Below are 23,096 nucleotides of genomic sequence, written 5' to 3'. Positions count from 1 at the left end.
TGGACAGCCGCACAGAAGTGCCGACAACGATCAAGAACAAGCTCAAGATCGAGAAATATGTCGTCCGCCGCAACGGCCTTACCGTCACGGATGGCGGCATAGAGGCGTTGATCTTGTGGCTGCTGCGGCAGGCCGTGGCCTTTCGCGCGCCGAAGGGTACGAAGAAGACACGGCGCCAATCTTCCGTGTGAAGCACTTCAGCCGTCGTCGGAACGCTTATGCCGTCCGACCGTTTAGCTCCATGGCCGTTTGACAACGTGCCGCGGGACTCCGAGACTTGCCGACGCACCGCCTGCGGTTGAGCATTGCAGGCCCTGCGCGCGGGCGGGGTTCTAGCTGAGGCCACCAAGCGAGGGGAGCAACATGACCACTTTCGAACAACCGAATGCCGCGTCGATCATCGACCGTGCCAAGAATATCATTCTGACGCCCGATACCGAGTGGAGCAGGATCGACGTCGAAAGGCCGACCGTCCAAAGTCTCTATACGTCCTATGTGATGATCCTCGCCGCCATTCCGCCCGTCGCGGGCGCGATCGGCGGCGTCGTCTTCGGCTATGGCGCGATGGGTTACACTTTTCGCCTGTCGATCGGCGGCGCCATCGCGGGCGCGATCGTCCAGTACGTGCTGGCCCTCATCATGGTCGGCATACTCGCGCTCGTGATCGAGCAACTCGCGCCGACCTTCAACGGCTCGAAAGACCGGATACAGGCCTTCAAGGTCGCCGCCTATTCGATGACGGCGAGCTGGCTCGCCGGCATCTTCTCCATCGTGCCGGCGCTGGGCTTTCTCAGCATCCTCGGGCTCTATTCGCTCTATCTCCTTTATCGCGGCCTGCCGAAACTGATGAAGTCGCCGCAGGATAAATCGCTCGCCTATGCGGCGCTCGTTGTCGTCGCGGGTATCGTGCTGATGATTATCGTCGGCCTCGTCGCCGCACCCTTCATGCATCGCAGCATGATGGGCACCGGTGCGGGAATGTAAACGGCGGGAGGATAGCGCACGAGGACGTCAGCGAAGGCGGGCCATGCGCGCATTCGCTTCGTCCGCCGTCAAAATATCGATGACAAGCGCCTGCCGGCATTGATCGAGGCAGGCGAGCGCCGCGTGCGGGCGGCGTCCTTGCAGAAAGAAATAAATATTGTATCGCAGGTCGTAGATGATGCTGACCGCGTCGAGCTGGACGACGCGGTCGACGATGGGAGAACTGTCCCCGCGCAGGGCCGCCTTCAGATAAGCGTAGGCGCGCTTGCGCTTCTCGCCGGTCGCCTCAGCGGCGTAGAGCGCCTTGAACCGGACGCTATAACGCGGATCGTAATCCGGCGTTTTCGGCAGCGGTGCCACAGCGGGCGGCAAGGCGAGGATCGAGACAGGTTCTCGGGTGCCGTGTGCGAGCCAGACCGTGCCCTCGACCGGCACGAGCGCCTGACCCGAGGCCGCACAGACAATCACCGCCCAGTGACCGACAGGCGCCGGCACCGGAAGAACGGTGCCGGGCGGCGCGCGATCGCACAACAGGTCCTCCCGGTCCGAAGAAGCATTCGCGGGGACCGGCGCCGCGGCGAGCAAAGGCGCCCCCGCGAGGAGGGCCATCAGCGTGAGGAGAGCGGCAGGTCGATTCGGTCCCATTTCGGAACGATCTTAACGATGCATCCAGCTGCGCGGTAGCCAGATGAACGAGGTCCGTCAGGGCGCAAGACCGGCGTTCATATCCGATGCGGTCGTGCCAATGTCGATGAGCAGAGCCCGGGTGCACTGATCGAGGCAGGCGAGCGCCATGCGCGGCTGCGCCCCCCGAAGGTAGAAAAAAATATTGTAACGCAAGCCCGCGACACTCGACACGGCGTCGATCTGATAGATGTGGTCGGCGAGCGGCATAGGCGCTCCGCCGAGCGCAAGCTTCAGCCTGCGCATGGCCACCAGCCGCCGTTCCTCGGTCGCTTCGACCGCATAAAAGGCCTTGAAGCGAATGTCATAACGAGGCCCCGGACCGGCGGACGGCCCGGTCTCACCTTCCGTAGAGGCAGAGGGCGGGAACGCCAGAATCGAGATGGGCTCGCGCGAACCGTGCGCATACCAGACCGAACCTTCGACCGGGACGAGAGCCTGGCCCGACGCCGCACAGACGACGACCAGCCAGCGGTCGAAAGGCGACGGCACGGGCGCGAGCGAGCCCTTCGGCGCGTGCGTACAGAGAAGATCGTCCGCTGGCGGAGAAGAGATTGGAGAAGCGGAAGGACGCGCGAGCGACCCCGTGGTCTCCACGACGGACGAAGCCAGCTCCGCTTCAGCCTGCTCCGCCTGGAAGGATGCGCGTGGGATGACGAGCACGCCGAGGGTGCCGTCGGGCGGCATGTCGACCGGCTCTCCGGCCGCCGACGGGCCGGCGAGCCAACACGATATCAAGACAATGAGAAGCGCCGCCCTCGGCATCTGGTCTCCCGCTGAATTATCAGCGGCAGTCTAGAGGCCGGGGGCGACGCGCAAAGTGTCACGACAGAAGTTTACCCGTTTTCACGAGGCACGATCACACCGAAATGGAGGGACCTCACCAGGTGTAAAGGAGCTTCAGCGAAAGCCCGTAGCCGGTCGCGTCGCTGCGGATATCCGTGGTGCCGGCGAGACCGATGGAGAGGCCGCCGGGCGATGTCGCTGTGACGCCGAGATTGGCGAGCAGCGCGTCGCGGTCGACCGTCTTCTGGGCATAGACGAAGCTCGATCCGGGCGTGCCGGCGAAGGAGGCCGTCGCCGTGCCGTCGGGCTGCGAGATGTCATGGCCCCAGCGGATATCGAGCGAGGGCGACACGACCGCATTCGCCGTCGGCGCCTCGAAGCTCGTGCCGATGACGGCGCCGAGCGAGGAGCGGACCAGCGTATCCGACTGCGCGCCTTGCGCCAGGTCGAGGCCGCCCGCGCCGCTTTCGGTGTAGGCGTCCGTGTGGAAGTGGATGACGTCGAGGCCCGCGACCGGCTTCAGCCAGCCCTTGCCGCCGAGGCCGAGGCGATAGCCCGCCTCGCCCTGCGCCATCAGCATGGTGCCGCCGAAATCGCCGGAGGCCGTGCGGTCGATACCGCCGAAGACGATGCTGCGGGAGGTCTCGTAGTCGTTGTAGGCGGCGGCGAGGCGCGCCGAGAGGTCGAAGGCCCCCATTGCCGTGCCCGCATAGGCGCCGACTTCATAGGACGAGACGTTGCTGTTGCTGCCCACGCGGTCGTGATCGACATCGGCATGCGCGTAGCTTGCCGAGAGGCCGAGGACGGTCGCGTCCCCGACGAAGCGGTCGAGGCCGGCGACGATGCCGCCGCCGCGATAATCGTAGCCGTTCGAGAGGCCCGCATCGGAGTCCGCATTGCCGAAGAGGCCGAAGCCGCGCGCCCAAACCGACCACGCGGGCCGCACAAGCGAGTTGCCGATCAGCGCCGAGGTGAGATCTCCGTCGCCCGCCGAAGCAAGCTTCACGCCGCCATTGCGCATGGCCACCTGCTGCGCACCGAGGCGGTCGTTCACGAGGGAGCCGATCGTGCCGACCGTATTGACGAGCGCCTGATTGGCGCCCGCCGTCGGATTGTCCGGCGACATCCGGTCGAAGGCCTGCTGCGCTTCTTCCGTCGTGCCGGTGTTGATATAGGCGAGGATTTCGGCGAGGTCCCCCGTCGCATTCGCGCCGCCGCGATCAAGGCCACCCGCCACGGCATAGCCGTTCGGCGTGTCCGCGACGCTCTGGTAGCTTGTCGCGTTGCGCTCGAAGCCCAGCAGCACCGCGTTGGAGGTATAGGTGAGTTCCGGCGTGACGAAGGGCGAATGGATATCGTCGATCAGCGACGAGAAGGTGCCTGTCCGCCCGCCATCCGCTTCGAGGATCGTATAAGTGAGATCGGAGCGGAAGCGCGTCGAAAGAGACGAGACCTCCACCGCGCCATCCAGGACCGCCGCGCCGGTGACGGCGAGGAGATCGGAACCGCCTTCACCGTCGATCTTGACGTAATAGGTGCCCGACGCGCCCTGCGTATAGTCGCCGTCGACCGTGAACCTGCCGAGGGTGGACCCCGTCCCCGTCGCAACGATGCCGTCATTGGTGAACCGCGCCGTCGTGACCGTGCCGTTGGAAATGAACGCCGATCCGGACAACACGTTGAATTCCGCGCCGCTCGTATAGTCGCCGACCAGCGTGACGACGCCGGAATGGAGATTGGTGATTTCGAAGTTCGCCCAGTTCGCGCCGGTGAAGGTGTAGAGCCCGCCACGGTCGATGTTGAGCGTGTCCTCGCCGCCTTCGGCATCGACGATGCCCGCGACCGAGCCGCCGTAATCGTTGAAGGTGCCGTCGCCATCGCCCATCAGCACGGTCGTGGCGGACGTGCCGGAGATGGTGCCGTAATTGGTGATGATGTTGGTCCAGGTGCCGGTCGTATCGACGAGCTTGATCGCATAGCCGTCGAGGCCCCGGATCGTGCCGTAGTTGGTGATTTCGGTCGAAGCGACCGCGTCGCCCCCATTGCTGTCGTCGACGGTGATGCCGTAATCGGCGCCGGAGATCAGGGCATCCGTGTGCGATGCGTCGCCATTGACGACGGTGCCGCCGCCGATGGCGAGGCCTTCGCTGTGGCTTTCGGTCGTCTCTCCCGGCTTGATGCCATTCGCGCCAGTGCCTTGAATGGTGCCGTAATTGTACACGGCCGCGACGAGATCGATGTCGACGCCGTCGCCGTCGCCAAACGTGTAGGCTTCGTTGTAGGCGCCGGTGATCGTTCCGTAGTTGGTGACGGTTACCGTGCCCGTGGTCGCGTCGGAGCCGACGCCCGAACCGTTCTCGCCGGTGATCGTGCCTTCATTAAGGATCGTCGTGCCGGAGGCATCCTTGTCGATGGTGATGCCGTGTTTGCCGCCGGTGATCGTCGCACCTTCGTAGTTGTTGACGACATCGTTGGTGCCGTCGACGCGAACGCCGTACATGTCGCCGATGCTGTCGTTGTTGGCGATGCCTTCATTGACGATCTCGCCTGTCGTCTCGATGGTCCCGTAATTGTTGAGCGTCGAGGAGTATCCGGGTGCGCTCAAGCGAACGCCGCCAACCTCGCCCTCGTTGCCGGTGCCATCGACCGACGCCGCGTTACCCGTCGCACGGATCGTGCCGTAGTTCGTCAAGGTGGACGCCCCGGATTCGCCGATGCGCACGGCATAGACGTTGGAATCCTGCGTACCCGAAGAGAGCGCGGTCGCGTTGGCGTCGGTCTCGATAAGGCCGTCGACATTGTTCGTCACCGTCCCCGAAACGACGCGCAGCGCCGTCGCATTAGACCCGGAAGCGGGGTTGCCGCTGCCGATAATGCTGCCTTCGTTGGTAACGGTCGCATTGGCGCCGAGGCGGACCGTGTCCGTGCCGCCGGTCGACCTGATCGTGCCCTTGTTGTCGAGCGTGACGTAGGTGCCGAGGCGGACGGCCTCGCCGGTACCGTCGGACTGGATGAGGCCTGTCGTGTCGTTGACCACGTTTGCGTAATTGTTGCCGCTTGCGCCCAGCGCCGCCTTGCTCGAGCCGGAAACCGACTTGATCGTTCCCGCATTCGTGAAGTCGGTGAGATTTCCGGACGTGCCGGTCGTCAGGGTGACCGGAACCTTGCTGGTCGCGGTCGAGTTGTCGATCGTCACGCCGGAATTGACACAGCTTCCGTCGGCCGCCGTCTTGTTGCCTGCGGTCGTTCCCGTAATGGCGGTGCAATCGGCGGCGGCGGGCGACGAGAGAGAGAGGAGCGCAGCCGTCGCGGCGGAGCCCAACAGCACGGATACCCTTACGCAGCGCACGACGTCGCCGCTCCGAAACTCGCGAAGCATGAAAACCCCCAGTTGCGATCGATGGCCAGCGCGGACACGCGGCCTGTTGCCTAACGAGGGGTTAAAGCCTCCTTGCGTGAAGTCTTGCTGTCAGACAGATGACAAGTCGATGACCGACGCTGTTATCCGCCAACAAAAAGGCCCGGACTTTCGTCCGGGCCTTTTGCTCATCGGCTTGTGCCCAAAGATCAGGCGGCTGCCTTCTCCGGCGCGAAGCGGGCATAGAAGGTGTCGCCCTTCTCGGCCATGTCGCGCAGCAGCTTCGTCGGCTTGAAGCGCTCGCCATATTTCTGCGCGAGCCGGTCGCAGGTCTCGACGAACTCCTTCGCGCCGACCATGTCGATCAGCGAGAGCGGGCCGCCGGCCCAGGGCGCGAAGCCCCAGCCGAGGATCGCGCCGACATCCGCATCGCGCACGTCGGTGACGACGCCTTCCTCAAAGCAGCGCGCCGCTTCAAGCGCCTGGATATAGAGGAAACGCTTCTTCAGTTCCTCGACATCCACATCCTCGATATCCTTCGAGGTCTTGGCGATTTCGGCGAGGCCGGGCCAGAGCTTCTTCTTGCCGTCGGCCGGATAGTCGTAGAAGCCCTTGCCGGCTTTCTTGCCGACGCGGCCGAGGCCGATCACCATCTCCTCGACGATCTTGTCGGCGGGCGCGGCGACGTATTTATCGCCGAGATCCTTCTTGGTCTGCTCGCGCACCTTGTAGGCGAGGTCGAGCGAGACTTCATCGTTCAAGGCGAGCGGCGGCATCGGCATGCCGGTCATCTTGCCGACATTCTCGATGATCGCCGGCTTGATGCCTTCGGCGAGCATGGCGAGACCCTCGCCGACATAGGTGCCGAAGCAGCGCGAGGTGTAGAAGCCGCGGCTGTCGTTGACGACGATCGGCGTCTTCCTGATCTGCTTCACATAGTCCATCGCCTTGGCCAGCGTCTCCTGGCTCGTGCGCTTGCCCATGATGATCTCGACGAGCTGCATCTTGTCGACCGGCGAGAAGAAGTGGATGCCGATGAAGCTTTCCTGCGACTTCGCCGCTTCCGCGAGACCCGTGATCGGCAGCGTCGAGGTGTTCGAGCCGTAGATACCGCCGGCCGCCAGCATGGGCTCCGACTTCTTCGTCACGTCGGCCTTGATGTCGCGACTTTCGAACACCGCCTCGATGATGAGATCGGCGCCCTTCAGATCGTCGTAGTTCGTCGTCGGCTTGATGCGGGCGAGAAGCGCGTCGGCCTTGTCCTGCGTGGTCTTGCCGCGCTCGAGCTGCTTGGCGAGGAGCTTTTCCGAATAGGCCTTGCCCTTTTCGGCATTGGCCTGCTCGGTGTCGAGAAGGACGACTTCCATGCCGGCCTGGGCCGAGACGTAAGCGATGCCCGCGCCCATCATGCCGGCCCCGAGAATGCCGAGCTTCTTCACCTTGAATTCGGGAATGTTGGCCGGGCGGCGAGCACCCTTGCCGAGTTCCTGCATCGAGAGGAAGAGCGAGCGGATCATCGCCTTCGAGCGCGGATCCATCAGCAGCTTCGTGAAGTAGCGTGTCTCGATGCGAAGCCCCGCCTCGATCGGCACCTGCAGGCCTTCATAGACGCAGGCCATGATGTATTTCTGCGCCGGGAAATTGCCATGCGTCTGCTTGTGAAGCTGGGCGATGCCGATGGTGAAGACCTGGCCGGACCCGTTATGCGGGCCGCCGCCCGGGATCTTGTAGCCTTCGCGGTCCCAGGGCTGGATCGCGATCGCATAGACTTCCGGACCCTTCTTGCCAAGCTTGACCTTGGGCTGGGCGAGACCTTCCTTGAGCCATGCCTTGGCGGCCGGGATCAGGTCGGCGGCCGGGACGACCTTGTGGACGATGCCGGATTTCAGCGCCTTCTGCGGATCGAGCGAGGTGCCTTGCAGGATCAGCGGCAGCGCATTCGCCGCGCCGATCAGACGCGGCAGGCGCTGCGTACCGCCGCCGCCGGGGAGAAGACCGACCTTCGCCTCGGGAAGACCGAGCTGGATCTTCGGATTGTCGGCGGCGATGCGGTAGTGGCAGGCGAGCGTCACTTCGAGGCCGCCGCCGAGCGCCGTGCCGTTGATCGCGGCGACGACCGGCTTGCCGCAGGTTTCGAGCTTGCGCAGCAGCATGTTGAAGGCGAGGTTGCCTTCATACATCGCCTTGATGCGATCTTCCTTCGAGCCCGAACCCGAACCGCCAGCCTGACCGCCCATCATCGAAAGATCGGCGCCGGCGCAGAAGGCGTCCTTGCCGGAGGTGAGCACCGCGCCGTTGATCGCGGCATCGCCGACGATCTTCTCGATGATCGAGGCGATGTCCGCCATGGAGCTCTGCGAAAGCACGTTCATCGAACGACCAGGCATATCCCAGGTGACGAGGGCAATGCCGTCGGCGTCGACGTCGAATTTGAAGTTTTCATATGTGGTCATTTTCGCCTCACACGCGCTCGATGATAGTGGCCGTGCCCATGCCCGCGCCGACGCAGAGCGTGATGAGCGCGGTCGAGAGATCGCGGCGCTCAAGCTCGTCGAGCACCGTGCCGAGGATCATGCCGCCGGTCGCGCCAAGCGGATGGCCCATCGCGATCGCGCCGCCATTGACGTTCATCTTGTCGGGCGAAATGTCGAGCGCCTGCATCATGCGCAGGACGACGGAGGCGAAGGCTTCGTTCAACTCGTAGAGGTCGATGTCTTCGGGGCGCATGCCGGCCTTCTTCAACACCTTGCGCGACACGTCGGCGGGACCCGTCAGCATGATGCAAGGCTCCGAGCCGATCGAGCCCATGGCGCGGATGCGGGCGCGGGGCTTCAGGCCCATCGCCTTGCCGGTGTCGAGATTGCCGAGCAGGACGCCCGACGCTCCGTCGACGATGCCGGACGAATTGCCAGCGTGATGAACGTGAATGATTTCCTCGACTTCGGGGTAACGGTCGAGGGCGACGCCGTCGAAGGCGAACTCGCCGAGCGAGGCGAAGGACGGCGTGAGCGCGGCGAGCGACTGCATCGTCGCGTCGGGGCGCATATGCTCGTCGTGATCGAGAATGGTGAGGCCGTTGATGTCCTTCACAGGGATGACGGATTTTTTGAAGTAACCCTTCTCCCAGGCGTTGGCGGCGCGCTTCTGGCTCTCGATGGCATAGTTGTCGACATCGGCGCGGCTGAAACCGTATTTCGTCGCGACGAGATCGGCGCCGATGCCCTGCGGCGTGAAATAGGATTTGAAGGCGATGGCGGGATCGGTCGCCCAGGCGCCGCCCGAGGCGCCCATGCCGACACGCGACATCGATTCCACGCCACCGCCGATGGCCATGTCGGCCTCGCCGCACATGACTTTCGCGGCGGCCATGTTGGTCGCTTCGAGGCCGGAGGCGCAGAAGCGGTTGATCTGCACGCCCGCCGTCGTATCGGCGTAGTCGGCGTTCAGCACCGCGATACGCGCGATGTCGCTGCCCTGCTCGCCCACCGGATCGACGCAGCCGAAGACCACGTCGTCGACGCGGCTCGTGTCGAGGCCGTTGCGGTCGCGGAGCGCCTTCAGCACCTGCGTGCCGAGTTCGAGCGCCGTCACCTCATGCAGCGCGCCATCCTTCTTACCCTTGCCGCGCGGCGTACGCACGGTGTCGTAGACATAACAGTCGGTCATTTGACGTCTCCTGTCTGGTGTTCGTTAGAGTGCCGTCTCGCGTCAAAGCGTGCGCGCGATCAGCATCTTCATGATTTCGTTGGTGCCGCCGTAGATCTTCTGGATACGCGCATCCTGATACATCTGGCCGATCGGATATTCGAGCATGTAGCCATAGCCGCCGAAGAACTGGAGGCAGGTGTCGACGATTTCGCACTGCTTCTGCGTCGTCCACCACTTCGCCATCGCCGCCGTCGTCGCGTCGAGCTTGCCGTCGAGGAGCTTCATCGCACAGTCGTCGGTGAAGACGCGGGCGATTGCCGCCTCGGTCTTGCATTCGGCGAGCTTGAACTGGGTGTTCTGAAAATCGAGGATGCGCTGGCCGAAGGCTTTGCGTTCCTTGACGTAGTCGGCGGTGAGCTCGACTGCCTTTTCCATCGCGACACAGGCCTGGACCGCGATGATGAGACGTTCCTGGGGAAGCTGCTGCATCAACTGGATGAAGCCCTTGCCCTCTTCCGTGCCGAGGAGATTGGAGGTCGGCACCTTCACGTCATCGAAGAAAAGCTCCGATGTGTCCTGCGCATGCTGGCCGACCTTGTCGAGATTGCGGCCGCGGCGGAAGCCTTCCACCTCTTCTGTCTCGACCATGATGAGCGAGACGCCTTTGGAGCCGGCGTTCGGATCGGTCTTGGCGACGACGCAGATCAGCGTCGACTGCTGGCCGTTGGTAATGAAGGTCTTCTGGCCGTTGATGACATACTGGTTGCCGACCTTCTTCGCGGTCGTCTTCACGCCCTGAAGATCGGAGCCGGTGCCCGGTTCCGTCATCGCGATGGCGCCGACCATTTCGCCGGTCGCCATTTTCGGCAGCCACTTCTTCTTCTGCTCTTCGGTGCCGTAGGATTCGATATAGTGGGCGACGATCCCCGAATGCACCGAATTACCGAAACCCGCGACGCCGGCGCGCGCCTGCTCCTGCGTGATCACCATCTCATGCGCGAAGGTGCCGCCGCCGCCGCCATATTCCTCCGAGATCGAGGCGCAGAGGATGCCGGCCTCGCCCGCCTTGTTCCAGGCATCGCGATCGACGCAGCCCTGCTTGTTCCAGCGATCGGAATGCGGCGCCATTTCCTTTTCGTAGAATTTGCGCACCGCATCCTGAAGTATTTCAAGCTCTTCGTTGAGCCAGGGCGACTTGTAGCCCGCGATCAAATCCATCTGTTTCGCTCTCCTGTCAGATCCCGGTTTTCCGGGTTGTTGTTTTAAAAAGACGGCCGATCAGAACTCGTCGGCCGTAAAATCCATCAAGGGCGCGGCCCCGACGCGGATGCGCGCGAGATGCACCGCCGTTTCCGGCACGACGCGATCGAAGTAATAGCGCGCCGTCTTCAGCTTTGCTTCGTAGAAGCCTTTGTCGCCGCCATTGGCGAGCTTCTCGCTCGCCGTCTTCGCCATCTTCGCCCACATGAAAGCAATGGCGGTGACGCCGAAAAGGTGCAGATAATCCGACGAGCCTGCACCCGCGTTGTCCGGGTTCTGAAGCGCGTTTTCCATGAACCACATGGTCGCGGTCTCGAGGTCCTTGCGGGCTCCCGCAAGCGCATCGAGGAAGGGCGCGACATCAGCGCTCCTGCTCGCGGCGATGAAGTCGTCGATCAACTTGAAGAAGGCGAAGACACCCCGGCCGCCATTCTGCGCGAGCTTGCGGCCGACGAGGTCGAGCGCCTGGATGCCGTTGGCACCCTCGTAGATCATGGCGATACGTGCATCGCGGACGAACTGGCTGACGCCGTTCTCCTCGATATAGCCGTGGCCGCCATAGACCTGCTGTGCCTCGACCGCATTCGCGAAACCACGATCGGTCAGATAGCCCTTCACCACCGGCGTCAACAACGCCATCATGTCGTCGCCGAATTCGCGCGCGGCGACATCGTCGGAGGCGTGGCTCAAATCGCCCTGCAGCGCCGTCCAGACGAGCAGCGCACGGGCGCCTTCGTTGAAGCTCTTCGCATTGAGGAGCATCCGGCGCACGTCGGGGTGAACGAGAATCGGATCGGCGGGCTTTGCCGCCTCTTTCGGCCCGGTGAGCGAGCGGCCCTGCAACCGGTCCTTCGCATAAGCCAGCGCATTCTGATAGGCGACTTCCGATTGCGACAGGCCCTGCAGGCCGACGCCGAGGCGCGCTTCGTTCATCATCGTGAACATGGCGCGCATGCCCTTGTTCTCCTCGCCGACGAGCCAGCCCTTGGCTTCGTCGTAGTTGAGAACGCAGGTCGCGTTGCCATGAATGCCCATCTTGTGTTCGAGCGCGCCGCAGGAGACGCCGTTGCGGGCGCCGAGGCTGCCGTCTTCCTTCAGCAGGAATTTCGGCACGAGGAAGAGCGAGATGCCCTTGATGCCCTGGGGCGCGCCTTCGATGCGGGCGAGCACGAGATGCAGGATGTTGTCGGCAAGATCGTGTTCGCCAGCGGAAATGAAAATCTTGGTGCCGGTGATCTTGTAGGAGCCGTCGCCATTCGGCACGGCCTTGGTGCGCAGCAGCCCCAGATCCGTTCCGCAATGCGGCTCGGTGAGATTCATCGTACCGGTCCATTCGCCGGTCACGAGCTTCGGCAGATAGGTCGCTCGCTGTTCGTCGGTGCCGTGGTGCATGAGCGCCGAATAGGCGCCGTGCGAGAGGCCCGGATACATGCCGAAAGCCATGTTCGCCGACGACACCATTTCATTGAAGAGCACGCCCAGCGCGTTGGGCAGGCCCTGGCCGCCGAAGGCGGGATCGGCGACGAGCGCCGGCCAGCCGCCTTCGACGAGGGTCTTGTAAGCGTCCTTGAAACCTTTCGGCGTCGTCACCACGCCGTTTTCGAGCTTGCACCCTTCGAGATCGCCGATCTGGTTCAGAGGCTGCAACACCTCCTCGGCGAGTTTTGCCGCCTCGTCGAGGATCGCGTCGACGACGTCGAGCGGCGCATCCTTGAATCCGGGGAGCGCCGCGTATTGCGACATGTTGAAGGTCTCGTGCAGGAGGAAGCGATACTCCCGCAGGGGTGCTTTGTAGCTCGGCATGTTCGGCCTCGGGTTGGAAGCGGCGCGGCCTTACGCCGTCGCCGCCGATGTTTTCGCCGCTGCTGTGGCGGGCTGGCTCTTGGTCACACGCGGACGCTTCTTGGCATCGACGAGCGCCTGCGCCATCTGGCCCTGCAGCGTGCTCTCCAGTCGAGCACAGCTTTCTTTCAGTGTCGTGATCTGGAGTTCGATTTCCTTGCGCTGCTTTTCAAGGCTTGCGATACGGCGCTTGAACTTGTCGATGGCGACGCGGTTCTGGGTTTCGCAGCCGTCCTCGAGATCGTAGAGGCTGAGGATTTCCTTGATTTCGGACAGCGCCAGGCCGACGAGGCGGCCGCGCACGATGAGGATGAGGCGGGCGCGGTCGCGCGGATGATAGATGCGGGTCTGGCCCTGCCGTTCCGGCTTCAGGAGACCCTTGTCCTCATAGAAGCGGATGGCGCGGGTCGTGAGGCTGAATTCCTCGGCAAGCTGGGTGATCGAGAAAGTGCCGGCCCTGCCGTCGGCATGCGCGGAAGAAGTCGCGACGGCTTCGGCCGTCCTGTCCAACTGATGATCCATGACGTTTCCCTGTTTTCCTGGTCGCCGAACTCCGGAATGCCCGCGGCAACGAACTTCCGCCCGTTCCCCAGCCTCCAAGTCCGGTATGCGTTGAAGTGGCGGTTTTCCGCCGTTTTTCTATGTGGCGCGAAGGCTAGTTGACGTTGACGTAAGCGTCAAGAACTAACCCCTTGTTGCATGTCGCGCCGCCGGTTGGTCTATTTTCCGGTCATCACCGCGGGAGGGGATAAATGCGCCACCTTATGAAGCTTGCTCCGGGTCTGTTTCTCGCGCTGGCGCTCGCCGCTTGCGCCTCGCAGGGCGATCCCTTGAAGCCCCAGCGCGTCAGCCTGACGACGCTACCGGAAGGCGCCAGCGCCGCCGCCCAGGGCGACACGCCGCTGACATCTGCGGTGCTTGCGGCCGTCAATGCCTATCGCGCGCAAAAGGATGCGCCACCACTCGCCACCGACAGCGTCTTGCAACGCGCCGCCGCGATCCACAGCGCCGATATGTCGCTGCGGAATTTCATCGGCAATTTCAATCCCGACGGACAAGGCCCCCAGGAGCGCGTATTGGCCCTCAAGCCCGACTACAAGGGCTCGGTGATGCAGACGATCAGCGTCCGCCACGAGACGGACGGCAAGTCGCCGGAGGCGCTGGCGGCCGACATCGTCAAGGGCTGGACGGGCGATCCGACCCAGCGAAAGGTGATCCGGGACGCTTCGTTCACGCAGACCGGCATCGGCGTCGCGACCAAGGGGAACGACATTTATGTCACCGAGGTCTTTGCCACCCCCTGAAACGACCTCGGACGACGAATCCCAACAAACTTTCAATACTCGTTAACGCCGTATTTACCGACACTGACGTTTTATGAGCGTGGCCGTTTCATGTTGGGGCGTTTTGCGCCCCGCAGGAAGCGGAAGCGGTCGGTTGGAAGGCGACGGCCGGCGTCGGAGGCCCATATCTGGGAGAATGGGTGCTTCTTAACGCTAGATACCGTGGCCTATACTGCAAAAAAGCGTTAACGGGCTAGTGATTCGGATGAGATCTGGTGTTCCCTGGAGCGTAAAGGGCATTGAGCCCGAAGCGCGCGAAGCGGCCAAGCAGGCCGCCCAGCGTGCAGGCGTTACGCTGGGCGCCTGGCTCAACCAGATGATCATGGATGCCGGCACCGACGAAGTCGGCCGCGCTGGCGCCGACATGGCGCCCCGCATCGGCGCGCAGGCGCCCTTTACACAATCCGTCTTCTCGCAGCCCACTCCCGTCGATCTCGCTCCCGTGGCCGAGGCCATGCGCGAAATTGTCGGCCGTGTGGAGAGCAGCGAACGACGCACCACCGATCTCGCGCGGCGTCTTGAACAGACCGTCGGCCAATTGGCCGAACGGCTCGATCACTCGGAACGCGCCATGGAACATGTCCCCGATCAGCGCACGCTCGACCCGCTGGAGCGCAAGATTCAGCAACTCGCGGAACGGCTCGAAGAATCGGAGCGCGGGCGCGGCGGACGGCGCGGTTCCGACGACAAGGCGATCCAGACGCTCGAAAAGGCGGTGAGCGCCGTCGTCGATCATCTCGACACCGCGGAGCGGCGGACGGAAGAGTCGCTCGCCGAAATACGTCAGACGCTGGCGAAGGTCGCGCATCGCGTCGAACAGCGCGACGAAGAGGAAGAACGCGAAGAGGCCCAGGCCCGTTCACGCGCCCTCGAAACCCATTTGCAGACCCTTGCCGGGCGCCTCGAAAAGATGGAGCACTCCGTCAGCGGCGTCAGCGCGCAGGCTGTCGAGACGGCGTTGAAAGCCATTGCCGACAAGACCGACGAAGAACAGCACAAGGCGACCGTCGCGGCGCTCCAGCGCAATCTCGGCGAGATCACACAACGGCTCGAACGGGCCGAGCAACGCACCGACGAGACGCTCAAGACATTCGAGATGACGGTGACGAGCATCGCCAAGCGTCTCGACGATCTCGATACGCCCCGGCCGCAGAACGATGTGGCGCAGATCGTCGACGCGCGGCTCGCGCAAGTGACGGAACGTCTACACGACAATGAAGAGATGACGCTGCAGGCCGTGCAGACGATCGAGCGCGCCATTGCCGGCATGTCGGACAGCCTGCATGTCGCCGAAAACCGTTCGCGCGAAACGATCGAGTCCCTGCATGTGATGCTCGAGCGCATGACCGACCGGCTCGGACGCCTCGAAAAGGAAACCAAGGCCGTTCGCGCGCAGCCAGCGCAGATGCTGCCGGCGCAAATCTCGGTCGGCCAGGGCGCGGGCAGCGGCTTCGTGCCGGGCGCGCAAGGCTTTCCCATTCCGAATTTCGATCAACCGCCCATGGGCGGTTTCGGCGCGCCCTCGGCCGAATTCCGCAATCCCTTCGCCGAGACCGGCTTTGCCGAGCCGCGCACGCTTCCCTCTGCGCCACCCTCGCCTGCGAGCGTCACGCCCGAGCGCATCGGGATGGATCGTGGCGACGTACCGCCCCCGCCCTTCGCGACGCCGGAGGACGATGATGAACTTGAACTGCGCGATGCCGAGCCCGCCGACCTCGATCCGACGCGGGAGCAGACGCACACCGAGCATGATTTCCTGGCCGCCGCGCGCCGCGCCGCGCAGGCTGCCGCCCAGAACGGCCGTGGGCCGCAACAACCCGGGCAGGCTCCCTATGCGGACACCGCCCGCTTCACCGCTTTCGACAATGGCAGCGACACGCGCCGCAAACGCATCGTCGTCGGACTTCTCGCTGCGGTGATCCTCGCGGCGGCAGGCCTCGCGACCGTCCGTTATCTCAACAATCAGCCGCTGGTCCCCGTCATCGACGCCACGAGCGACAGGACGCCCAAAACCGTCGAGCCCGCCACGGGCAAGCCGGTGGACATGAACGCCGGCACTGAGAAGACGCCGGCAAACGCCGTGACGGTGCCCGGGGCTCCGTCGGCGCAGGAACATCCGGAGGCCACGCCGGACGACGCCGGAGCCAATAGAGCGGCTCCTTCGGGGGCGGCAGCTCCGGCGTCCACCACGCCAGCCGCGAAGGCACCCGAAAAGCCGGAAGCCGAGGCGCCCATCGTGCCGGCGCCGAAGGCAGCGGCCCCGCAAGGCGCAACGACCATACCGCGCGCCGAAGCCAAGGGTCCGACCGTCACCCCCGCGCCGGCCAAGCCCGTCACCACGGCGCCGATCGGCCAGACATCCGGACAGACGGCCGCTCCCACGGGGGACCGCGCTTTGCGCGCCGCCGCTGCACGGGGCGAGGCAGCCGCGCAGTATGAAGTCGGCCAACGCTATGCAAACGGGGACGGCGTCACCGCCGATCTCTCGCAGGCCGCTTACTGGTACGGGCAGGCCGCCGACCAGGGCCTCGCCATCGCGCAATACAGGCTTGCCACGCTTTACGAAAAAGGCCGCGGCGTCGCGCAGGACGATGTGCAGGCGCGCAAGTGGTACGAGAAGGCGGCGACGCAGGGCAACATGAAGGCGATGCACAATCTCGCCGTCATCTATGCCGAGGGGCGCGGGACGCGGCAGGATTTCACCACGGCGGCGCGCTGGTTCGGCGAAGCGGCCGATTTCGGCCTCGGCGACAGCCAGTACAATCTCGCGATCCTGCAGGAGCGCGGTCTCGGCGTGCAGCAGGACTACGCCTCAGCCTACAAATGGCTTTCGATCGCGGCAAAAGGGGGCGACAAGGGCGCTGCGCAGAAGCGTGATCAGCTTGCCTCCAAGCTCGACGCCGCGGCGCTCGCACAGGCCAAGGTCGCCGCCGAAACCTGGACTCCGAAGCGTCCAGATCCGCTCGCCAATGGCGATCTCTCGTCGCTCCCGGGTGGCTCGCCGGAGGCAAGCCAGGACACGACGGGCAGCCTCGCCGGTCCGCAGAACGACATCGGCCGCGCTCAGGCCATGCTGATGAAGCTCGGTTACGATCCGGGATCGTCGGACGGCATGATGGGACCGCGCACGCGCGACGCGATCCTCGCCTATCAGCGTTCGGCCGGGCTCGATGCCACGGGCAATGCCGACCGCGCACTTCTCAAGTCGCTCGAGCTTGCGACCCAGTAATCCCGGCCGATAATCCAGCCGAAATCGATCAGCGGATCGCGCCATCCTCCGGCCAGGCCGCACGCCAGCGTCTGTCGGACCTCAATGGCGAATCTTCCTTGATGAAGAGGAGATCGACGGTACCGAGCGCGTTGTCGAGCGGGCGGCGCGCCATGCCGACAATGTCGAAGATGACGAAGCCCTTCTCGCGCAGGAAGCCGATGATCTCCCAGGCTTCCGGCCCGCCGTCGACCGTCGACAGCACACTCACCTCGACGATCAACACGTCGAGATCGGCGATGCGCTCGCCCATGCCCCGAAGCACCATCAGCTCGGCGCCCTGCACATCGATCTTGCAGAGCGCGGGGGGTGCAAAGTCCGGGAAAGCCGCATCGAAGCGACGGATCGGCACGCTATAGCGACGGGTCTCGCCCAGCGGGCCGACGTCGCGGAAGAGACTCGCGCCGTTGATGTCGTCGAGGCGTTCCTCGATATCGATCTCGCCCTCGACGTCGCCAACCGCAAAGCTGCAGATCTCCGCATCGAGTTCCCCGGCGATGCGGCGCATATGGGGCAGCGAGCCCTCCGTCGGATCGACCAGAAAGAAATACGCGTCGGGGAAGGCGTTGTAGAGATCGGGCGTCCCGGCGGCGACACCTATGTCGAAGACAGTCTTCGGATGGAAGCCCATCTCCTTCAAGGTCTTCGTGCCTGACACCCACATGGCGACGCTGCCGACATGATGCAGTCGTTGCCAGAGAGGCCCAAGAAGCGGCCGCAGCGGTTTCGTGGCGGATTTGAGGAGCATGTTCTTTCCAGCATCTGTTGCGCGGGCGGCAGTCGCGGATAAGCTTCCGCAGCCGGCGCATTGTCCGCCAGCTCCGCCGACGGCGCCCGTGACCAGCGAGTGACCAAAACCCTCTCCGGGAAGCCCCAATCCGGCTCACACGCTGGGAATCGCAGCGGCGACGTGCTACGCCAGTTCCACCTCCCGCGGACAATAATGCGCGCCTCAAAGGCCGCCGGAGACCACGCCGGATGCAGATTTATCTGCCTATCGCCGAACTGCCGGTCAACGTGCTGGTGATCCTCGCCATGGGCGCCGCCGTGGGCTTCCTGTCGGGCATGTTCGGCGTCGGCGGTGGGTTCCTGATGACGCCACTTCTGATCTTTCTCGGCATTCCGCCGGGGGTCGCGGTCGGCACACAAGCGACGCAGGTCGTCGCCTCGTCGGTGACGGGCGCACTCGCGCACTGGAAGCGCGGCAGCATCGATTTCAAGATGGGGACCGTGCTGCTCGCCGGCGGCGTCGCCGGCTCCATCAGCGGCATCTTCGTGTTCCGCCTGCTCACGCAAATCGGCCAGATCGACCTCACCATCTCGCTCGTCTATGTCGTGTTCCTGACGATCATCGGCGCGCTGATGATGACCGAAAGCCTGCGCGCCATGCGCGCGGCCGCGAAAGGGACACCGATCCCGGCGAGCCGCGGCGGACAGCATAGCTGGATCCACGGTCTTCCCTTCAAGATGCGGTTCCGCCGTTCCAAGCTCTATATCAGCGTGATCCCACCGGCGCTCGTCGGCTTCTTTGTCGGCATGCTCTCTGCGATCATGGGCGTCGGCGGCGGCTTCATCATGGTCCCGGCGATGATCTATCTCCTGCGCATGCCGACTTCGGTCGTGATCGGCACGTCGCTCTTCCAGATCGTCTTCGTGACCGCGCTCACCGGCGTCATGCACTCGGTCGAGAACCAGACCGTCGACATGATGCTCGGCCTCATCCTCGTCATCGGCGGCGTGGTCGGCGCGCAATATGGCGTGCGCGCGGCGACGCGGCTCCGGGGCGAGCATCTGCGCGCGCTTCTGGCCGCCATCGTCCTTCTGATGGGCCTTCGCCTCGGCTGGGACCTCGTGACGACGCCGCCCGACCTCTATTCGATTTCCGACGTGGCGCCGCACTCATGACCATCCGCAACCGCCATGGCTGGACACTTGCCGTCTTTCTCCTGCTCGGTTCGGGACCGGCACTCGCCGACCAGCTCGTGACCGATCTTTCCGAACACAAGATCGCCATCCGCTCGAATTTCACCGGTACGCAGATATTGCTGTTCGGCGCGGTGGAAGCGAACACGCCGGGCGAGCGGGCCCTCGACCGCGATGTCGTCGTGGTCGTGACCGGCCCGTCGCGAGCCATGACCGTGCGGCGCAAGGAGCGTCTCGCCGGCATCTGGATCAATCACGACTCGCTCACCTTCCCGCGCGTGCCGAGCTACTACGCCGTCGCCAGCACACGGCCGCTCGAGGTAACCGCCGGGATCGATATCCTGAGACGCGAACAGATCGGCATCGACAATGTCGATCTCGGCACGCCTCGCGCGCAGGCGATCGACGGCAGCGACGAGATCCTGCCGCCGGAAGAAGAGCAAGCCTTCATGAAGGCGCTCATCCGCAACAAGAAGCGTGAGCGGCTCTATATCAGCGATCCGGGCGGCGTCACTTTTCTCGGCCAGACGCTCTTCCGAGCCACCGTCGACATCCCGGCGAACGTGCCGGTCGGGCTTTATACGGCGACCGTCTTCCTCCTGCGCGACGGCGAAGTCGTCGATGCCATCGCCTCACCCCTTTATATCGACAAGAGCGGGCTTGAACGTTTCATTTATCGCCTCGCGCATGCGCAACCGCTGTTCTACGGCCTGATCGCGGTTCTCGGCTCGGCGCTGGCGGGCTGGATCGCCTCGGCGCTGCTGCGCGAACGGTGAGTTCGCTCATATTTCCCAGGACGTTTCCACCAGCGGCGATTTCGTTATAGTGACCTCCGGAGTGGGGAGGACACCATGTCGCAAGAGCGCGTTGCGCGTCTCAATGAATTTGCCCGGCACAAGCATCCGGGCCTTGTCGGCGTCGAACTCGAAATCTGCGAGGCGGACCTCGTCACCGGCAAGATGACCGTGACCGAACCTGTGATCGCCGGGACGGGCTTTCTATGGGCGCCGGTCGTTATCACACTCGCGGACTGGCTCTGCGCCGCCGGCATGTCGCCCAACCTGCCGGAAGGCGCGAGCTTCACAACCGTGGAACTCAAGACCAACTTCCTGGGCTCGGCGACCGAGGGTGAAATCGTCTCCGGCCGCGCGGTGCCCGTCCATCGCGGCAAGAGCACCCATGTCTGGGACGTTGAGGTGCGCAACGAGACGAAAAACCGCGTCATCGCCCTCTTCCGCTGCACACAAATGATCCTTTATCCCAAGCCATAATTGACACATGGCCTGACGGGGCCGGGGCCGCTAAAGTGCCGGCCAACCAAACGGACGGGTTATGGCGGATCTCAACATCTCTTATGCGGCGGCTGCGGCGGGCGGGCTTTTGAGCTTTCTATCGCCTTGCGTGCTGCCGCTCGTGCCGGCCTATCTCTGCTTCATCGCCGGCACCTCCTTTGAGGAACTGACGAAAGACGAGGCGCAAGGCCACGAGCGGTTGACGCGGCGCGTCGCGATCGGCGCCGTCGGTTTCGTGCTCGGTTTCACGACCGTCTTCGTTGCGCTGGGTGCAAGCGCCTCCGCGATCAATCCCTACATCCTCGCGAACAAGGAAATCCTCGGCCGCATCGCGGGCGTCATCATCATCGTCTTCGGCCTTCACTACATGGGCGTTTTCCGCATCGCCTTTCTCAATCGCGAGGCGCGTTTCCAGCCCGAGCGGATCGGCGACGTAACGCAGAGCCTCTGGATGCAGTTCCTGAGCCCCTATGTGCTGGGGCTCGCCTTCGCCTTCGGCTGGACGCCCTGCATCGGGCCGATCCTCGCGACAATCCTCGCCATCGCGGCCTCGCAGGAGAGCCTGCGCGCGGGCGTTTTCCTGCTCGCGACCTATTCGCTCGGGCTCGGCATTCCATTTCTCGCCGCGGCCTTCGCGATCCGCGGCTTTCTCGCTTTCGCCAAGCGGATCCGCCGCCACATGCAGAAGATCGAGATCGCCGCCGGTGTGCTTCTCGCCGGGACGGGCCTTCTGATGGTGCTCGGCTCCTTCGAGACGATTGCCATCACGCTTCTCAACGTGTTTCCCTTCCTGGCGAAGCTCGGCTGAGCCGACGGGACCCGGGGGAACGATATGTCGAACGTGAATGAAAGCCGACCGCTGGCCGCTACGCCCGCGACGGCGCCGCGAGCGCCGATGGCCGTGCAGGTTCTCGGTTATGCCGGCCTCGTCCCCTTCGCCGCCATGGCGATCATCATTGCGGCGACCGGCTCAAGCGCCAGCGGCGTCATCCGAGCGGAGATCGCCTATGGGGCCGCCATGCTGTCGTTTCTCGGCGGCGCGCGATGGGGCATGGCGATCGCGGCGGGCGGGACGCAGCATCTCTTTCGGCCGCTCGGCCTTGCGACGCTGCCGACGCTTTTTGCCAGCCTCGTTCTCTTCATGCCGTCGCCGACGGCACTTGTCGCGCTCATCGCCGGGTTTGTGCTGCTTCTCATCGCTGACCGGCAGGACGCGCGCGCCGAACGCATTGCGTCCTGGTACTGGTCGCTGCGATTGACGCTGACGCTGCTCGCCCTAGTCGCATTGGCGATCTCGCTCTGCGTCGTTCTCCTCGGCTAGTCGCTTTCGAGGCGATGGGCGGCGACGGGAACGACGGTGCGCGCGCCCATCATCCAGGCGTGGAAGCCGAAGCCCGGCAACAGATTTTCATAGGCGACGTCAAGGACGTTGAGCCCGCCCGCATAGGCGCCGAAAGCCGGCAGGATCGCACGCGTGCCGTCGGACGCCACGCAACGGCGACGCAGGCGGCGACCGCGCACGCGGACCGCCGCGCAAGGATGAAGATGACCGGCGATCTCTCCCGTCGACGGTGCGGGACGCGGTTCGTGGCGGAAGGTCAGCGGACCCATGCGGATTTCTTCGAGCACCGTGCCGCCGAAGCGGCGCGAGGGACGTGGATCGTGATTGCCGGCGATCCAGATCCAGTCGGTGCGATGCGTCAGTCCGGCCAGATGCGAGGCGTCTTCCGCACCCATCCGCGCCTCGGCATCGAGATCGTGAAAGCTGTCGCCCAGCGCGACGAGACGCGACGGCTCGAACCGCGCGATCAGGGCATCGAGACGGCGCAGCGTCGTGCGCGTGTCATAAGGCGGCAAGGCGATACCGCGCGCAGCGAAGGCCGAACCCTTTTCGAGATGCAGGTCGGCGACGACGAGCATCCGCTCGGCTTCCCACCAGATCGCGCCGTCGGCAAGCACCGTCAACGCGGCGCCGCAGACGCGCAAGGCGGGCGCGGCATGCAGGCGTTCGTCCGGTTCTTTTTCAACTGCGTCAAACAAGTCTCGTCGCCTCTTCGATCAATTCGTCGGCCGCCTCGTGGAGCAGCGCTTCGTTCGCCTCGCCATTGACGGATTCCTTGCCGATATCGAGCAGGACCGGAACCGCGAGCGGCGAGACGCGATCCAGCCTTTTTAAGACGATTCGTCCCTTGATGCGCTTCAGCATATCGGCGACGCGGGCGATGTCGAGAAGGCCGGAGGCCGCATCGTCGTAGGTCGCCCGCAGCAGAATATGATCGGGCTCGTGCTCGCGCAGCACGTTGTAAATGAGGTCCGAGGAAAAAGTCACCTGACGGCCGGTCTTTTCCTGCCCCGGATAACGCCGCTCGATCAGGCCGGAAATGATCGCGCAATCCCGGAAGGTGCGCTTCAAGAGGTTCGATTCCGCCAACCAGGATTCGAGATCGTCGCCCAGCATGTCCTCGTCGAAAAGGCGGCCGAGCGGCAGAGCCCCGCGCTCGGCGAGAAGCCCGACATCGCGCAGGCACCAGATCGCCAGCGAATATTCCGATGCGACGAAGCCCAAAGGCCGTGGCGCCGTCATCGAACTCGATGCCCATCACGAGGACGAGGTTTGGCTGCTGGCCAACAACGTGCCGATCGCGCGCGGCGAGATCATCGTGCAGGGCGAGAAGATCGCCATCTCGATCACCTCGACCATCAAGAAC

General features: G+C 64.3%; 20 protein-coding genes and 1 pseudogene. 10 read left to right on the top strand and 11 right to left on the bottom strand.

Going from position 1 to position 23,096, the window contains the following annotated elements; all coding sequences use genetic code 11:
• A partial coding sequence (locus VMR03_RS12140; RefSeq protein WP_325405557.1) for a hypothetical protein occupies window positions 1–191 on the top strand: 191 nt, incomplete at its 5' end.
• Between the two features lie 172 nt (window positions 192–363).
• Window positions 364–984 (top strand): Yip1 family protein, encoded by a 621-nt coding sequence (locus VMR03_RS12135; protein WP_325405555.1) that lies wholly within the window; start codon window positions 364–366, stop codon window positions 982–984.
• 27 nt (window positions 985–1,011) lie between these two features.
• Here the strand turns inward: VMR03_RS12135 and VMR03_RS12130 are convergent, their stop codons facing one another.
• The 8 genes from VMR03_RS12130 to VMR03_RS12095 all read right to left on the bottom strand — a co-directional run bounded on the left by VMR03_RS12130 (window position 1,012) and on the right by VMR03_RS12095 (window position 13,084).
• Window positions 1,012–1,515, bottom strand: coding sequence for a hypothetical protein (locus VMR03_RS12130; protein ID WP_325405553.1), 504 nt, complete (start codon window positions 1,513–1,515; stop codon window positions 1,012–1,014).
• Between the two features lie 171 nt (window positions 1,516–1,686).
• Window positions 1,687–2,355: a hypothetical protein gene (locus VMR03_RS12125; RefSeq protein ID WP_325405552.1), complete on the bottom strand. Its 669-nt coding sequence runs from the start codon at window positions 2,353–2,355 to the stop codon at window positions 1,687–1,689.
• A gap of 193 nt (window positions 2,356–2,548) precedes the next feature.
• Window positions 2,549–5,833 (bottom strand): autotransporter domain-containing protein, encoded by a 3,285-nt coding sequence (locus VMR03_RS12120; RefSeq protein WP_325405550.1) that lies wholly within the window; start codon window positions 5,831–5,833, stop codon window positions 2,549–2,551.
• A gap of 188 nt (window positions 5,834–6,021) precedes the next feature.
• Window positions 6,022–8,265: a 3-hydroxyacyl-CoA dehydrogenase NAD-binding domain-containing protein gene (locus VMR03_RS12115; protein ID WP_325405548.1), complete on the bottom strand. Its 2,244-nt coding sequence runs from the start codon at window positions 8,263–8,265 to the stop codon at window positions 6,022–6,024.
• 7 nt (window positions 8,266–8,272) lie between these two features.
• Window positions 8,273–9,478 carry an acetyl-CoA C-acetyltransferase gene (locus VMR03_RS12110; protein WP_325405546.1) on the bottom strand — a complete coding sequence of 402 codons (1,206 nt, stop codon included), beginning with the start codon at window positions 9,476–9,478 and terminating at the stop codon, window positions 8,273–8,275.
• Window positions 9,479–9,520: 42 nt separating this feature from the next.
• Window positions 9,521–10,678, bottom strand: coding sequence for an acyl-CoA dehydrogenase family protein (locus VMR03_RS12105; protein WP_325405544.1), 1,158 nt, complete (start codon window positions 10,676–10,678; stop codon window positions 9,521–9,523).
• Between the two features lie 60 nt (window positions 10,679–10,738).
• A complete protein-coding gene (locus VMR03_RS12100; RefSeq protein ID WP_325405542.1) occupies window positions 10,739–12,523 on the bottom strand; it encodes an acyl-CoA dehydrogenase C-terminal domain-containing protein in 1,785 nt (594 codons plus the stop codon).
• A 30-nt stretch (window positions 12,524–12,553) separates the two neighbouring features.
• Complete coding sequence (locus tag VMR03_RS12095; protein ID WP_325405540.1) at window positions 12,554–13,084, bottom strand: MerR family DNA-binding transcriptional regulator; 531 nt, start codon at window positions 13,082–13,084, stop codon at window positions 12,554–12,556.
• A 230-nt stretch (window positions 13,085–13,314) separates the two neighbouring features.
• On the opposite strand from VMR03_RS12095, the gene VMR03_RS12090 reads away from it, so the two are divergent.
• Both VMR03_RS12090 and VMR03_RS12085 read left to right on the top strand, forming a co-directional pair.
• Window positions 13,315–13,866 (top strand): CAP domain-containing protein, encoded by a 552-nt coding sequence (locus tag VMR03_RS12090; RefSeq protein WP_325405538.1) that lies wholly within the window; start codon window positions 13,315–13,317, stop codon window positions 13,864–13,866.
• Window positions 13,867–14,110: 244 nt separating this feature from the next.
• Entirely contained in the window at window positions 14,111–17,134 is a 3,024-nt protein-coding gene (locus VMR03_RS12085) for a peptidoglycan-binding protein (RefSeq protein WP_325405536.1), read from the top strand.
• 28 nt (window positions 17,135–17,162) lie between these two features.
• On the opposite strand, the gene VMR03_RS12080 is transcribed toward VMR03_RS12085, so the two are convergent.
• Window positions 17,163–17,921 carry an FkbM family methyltransferase gene (locus VMR03_RS12080; protein WP_325405534.1) on the bottom strand — a complete coding sequence of 253 codons (759 nt, stop codon included), beginning with the start codon at window positions 17,919–17,921 and terminating at the stop codon, window positions 17,163–17,165.
• 230 nt (window positions 17,922–18,151) lie between these two features.
• Between VMR03_RS12080 and VMR03_RS12075 the strand changes: the two genes are divergently transcribed.
• The 5 genes from VMR03_RS12075 (at window position 18,152) to VMR03_RS12055 (ending at window position 21,709) form a co-directional block, all read left to right on the top strand.
• A complete protein-coding gene (locus VMR03_RS12075; protein WP_325405532.1) occupies window positions 18,152–19,078 on the top strand; it encodes a sulfite exporter TauE/SafE family protein in 927 nt (308 codons plus the stop codon).
• Window positions 19,075–19,872 carry a TIGR02186 family protein gene (locus VMR03_RS12070; protein ID WP_325405530.1) on the top strand — a complete coding sequence of 266 codons (798 nt, stop codon included), beginning with the start codon at window positions 19,075–19,077 and terminating at the stop codon, window positions 19,870–19,872. Before VMR03_RS12075 ends, VMR03_RS12070 begins: the two co-directional genes overlap by 4 nt.
• Window positions 19,873–19,947: 75 nt before the next feature.
• Window positions 19,948–20,367 (top strand): PaaI family thioesterase, encoded by a 420-nt coding sequence (locus tag VMR03_RS12065; RefSeq protein WP_325405528.1) that lies wholly within the window; start codon window positions 19,948–19,950, stop codon window positions 20,365–20,367.
• Window positions 20,368–20,428: 61 nt separating this feature from the next.
• Entirely contained in the window at window positions 20,429–21,196 is a 768-nt protein-coding gene (locus VMR03_RS12060) for a cytochrome c biogenesis CcdA family protein (RefSeq protein WP_325405526.1), read from the top strand.
• A gap of 24 nt (window positions 21,197–21,220) precedes the next feature.
• The gene (locus VMR03_RS12055) at window positions 21,221–21,709 is read left to right on the top strand and encodes a DUF3429 domain-containing protein (protein WP_325405524.1); all 489 of its coding nucleotides are present in this window, start codon (window positions 21,221–21,223) and stop codon (window positions 21,707–21,709) included.
• Here the strand turns inward: VMR03_RS12055 and pdeM are convergent.
• Both pdeM and VMR03_RS12045 read right to left on the bottom strand, forming a co-directional pair.
• On the bottom strand, window positions 21,706–22,428 hold the full coding sequence (gene pdeM / locus VMR03_RS12050) for a ligase-associated DNA damage response endonuclease PdeM (RefSeq protein ID WP_325405522.1): 723 nt from the start codon (window positions 22,426–22,428) through the stop codon (window positions 21,706–21,708). The genes VMR03_RS12055 and pdeM overlap by 4 nt on opposite strands.
• Window positions 22,421–22,960: pseudogene (locus VMR03_RS12045) on the bottom strand (DNA ligase-associated DEXH box helicase); the annotation flags it as partial. The pseudogene VMR03_RS12045 and the gene pdeM, both read right to left, overlap by 8 nt.
• Here VMR03_RS12045 and VMR03_RS12040 point away from each other — a divergent pair.
• Window positions 22,845–23,096: FliM/FliN family flagellar motor switch protein (locus VMR03_RS12040; protein ID WP_325405520.1), on the top strand; the 252-nt coding region annotated here is incomplete at its 3' end. The pseudogene VMR03_RS12045 and the gene VMR03_RS12040 overlap by 116 nt on opposite strands.

It is taken from the genome of Parvibaculum sp. (assembly GCF_035511255.1).
GTDB lineage: Bacteria > Pseudomonadota > Alphaproteobacteria > Parvibaculales > Parvibaculaceae > Parvibaculum.
The sequence above is the reverse complement of the archived record's forward strand: the minus strand, read 5'-3'. Positions and strand labels throughout refer to the sequence as shown.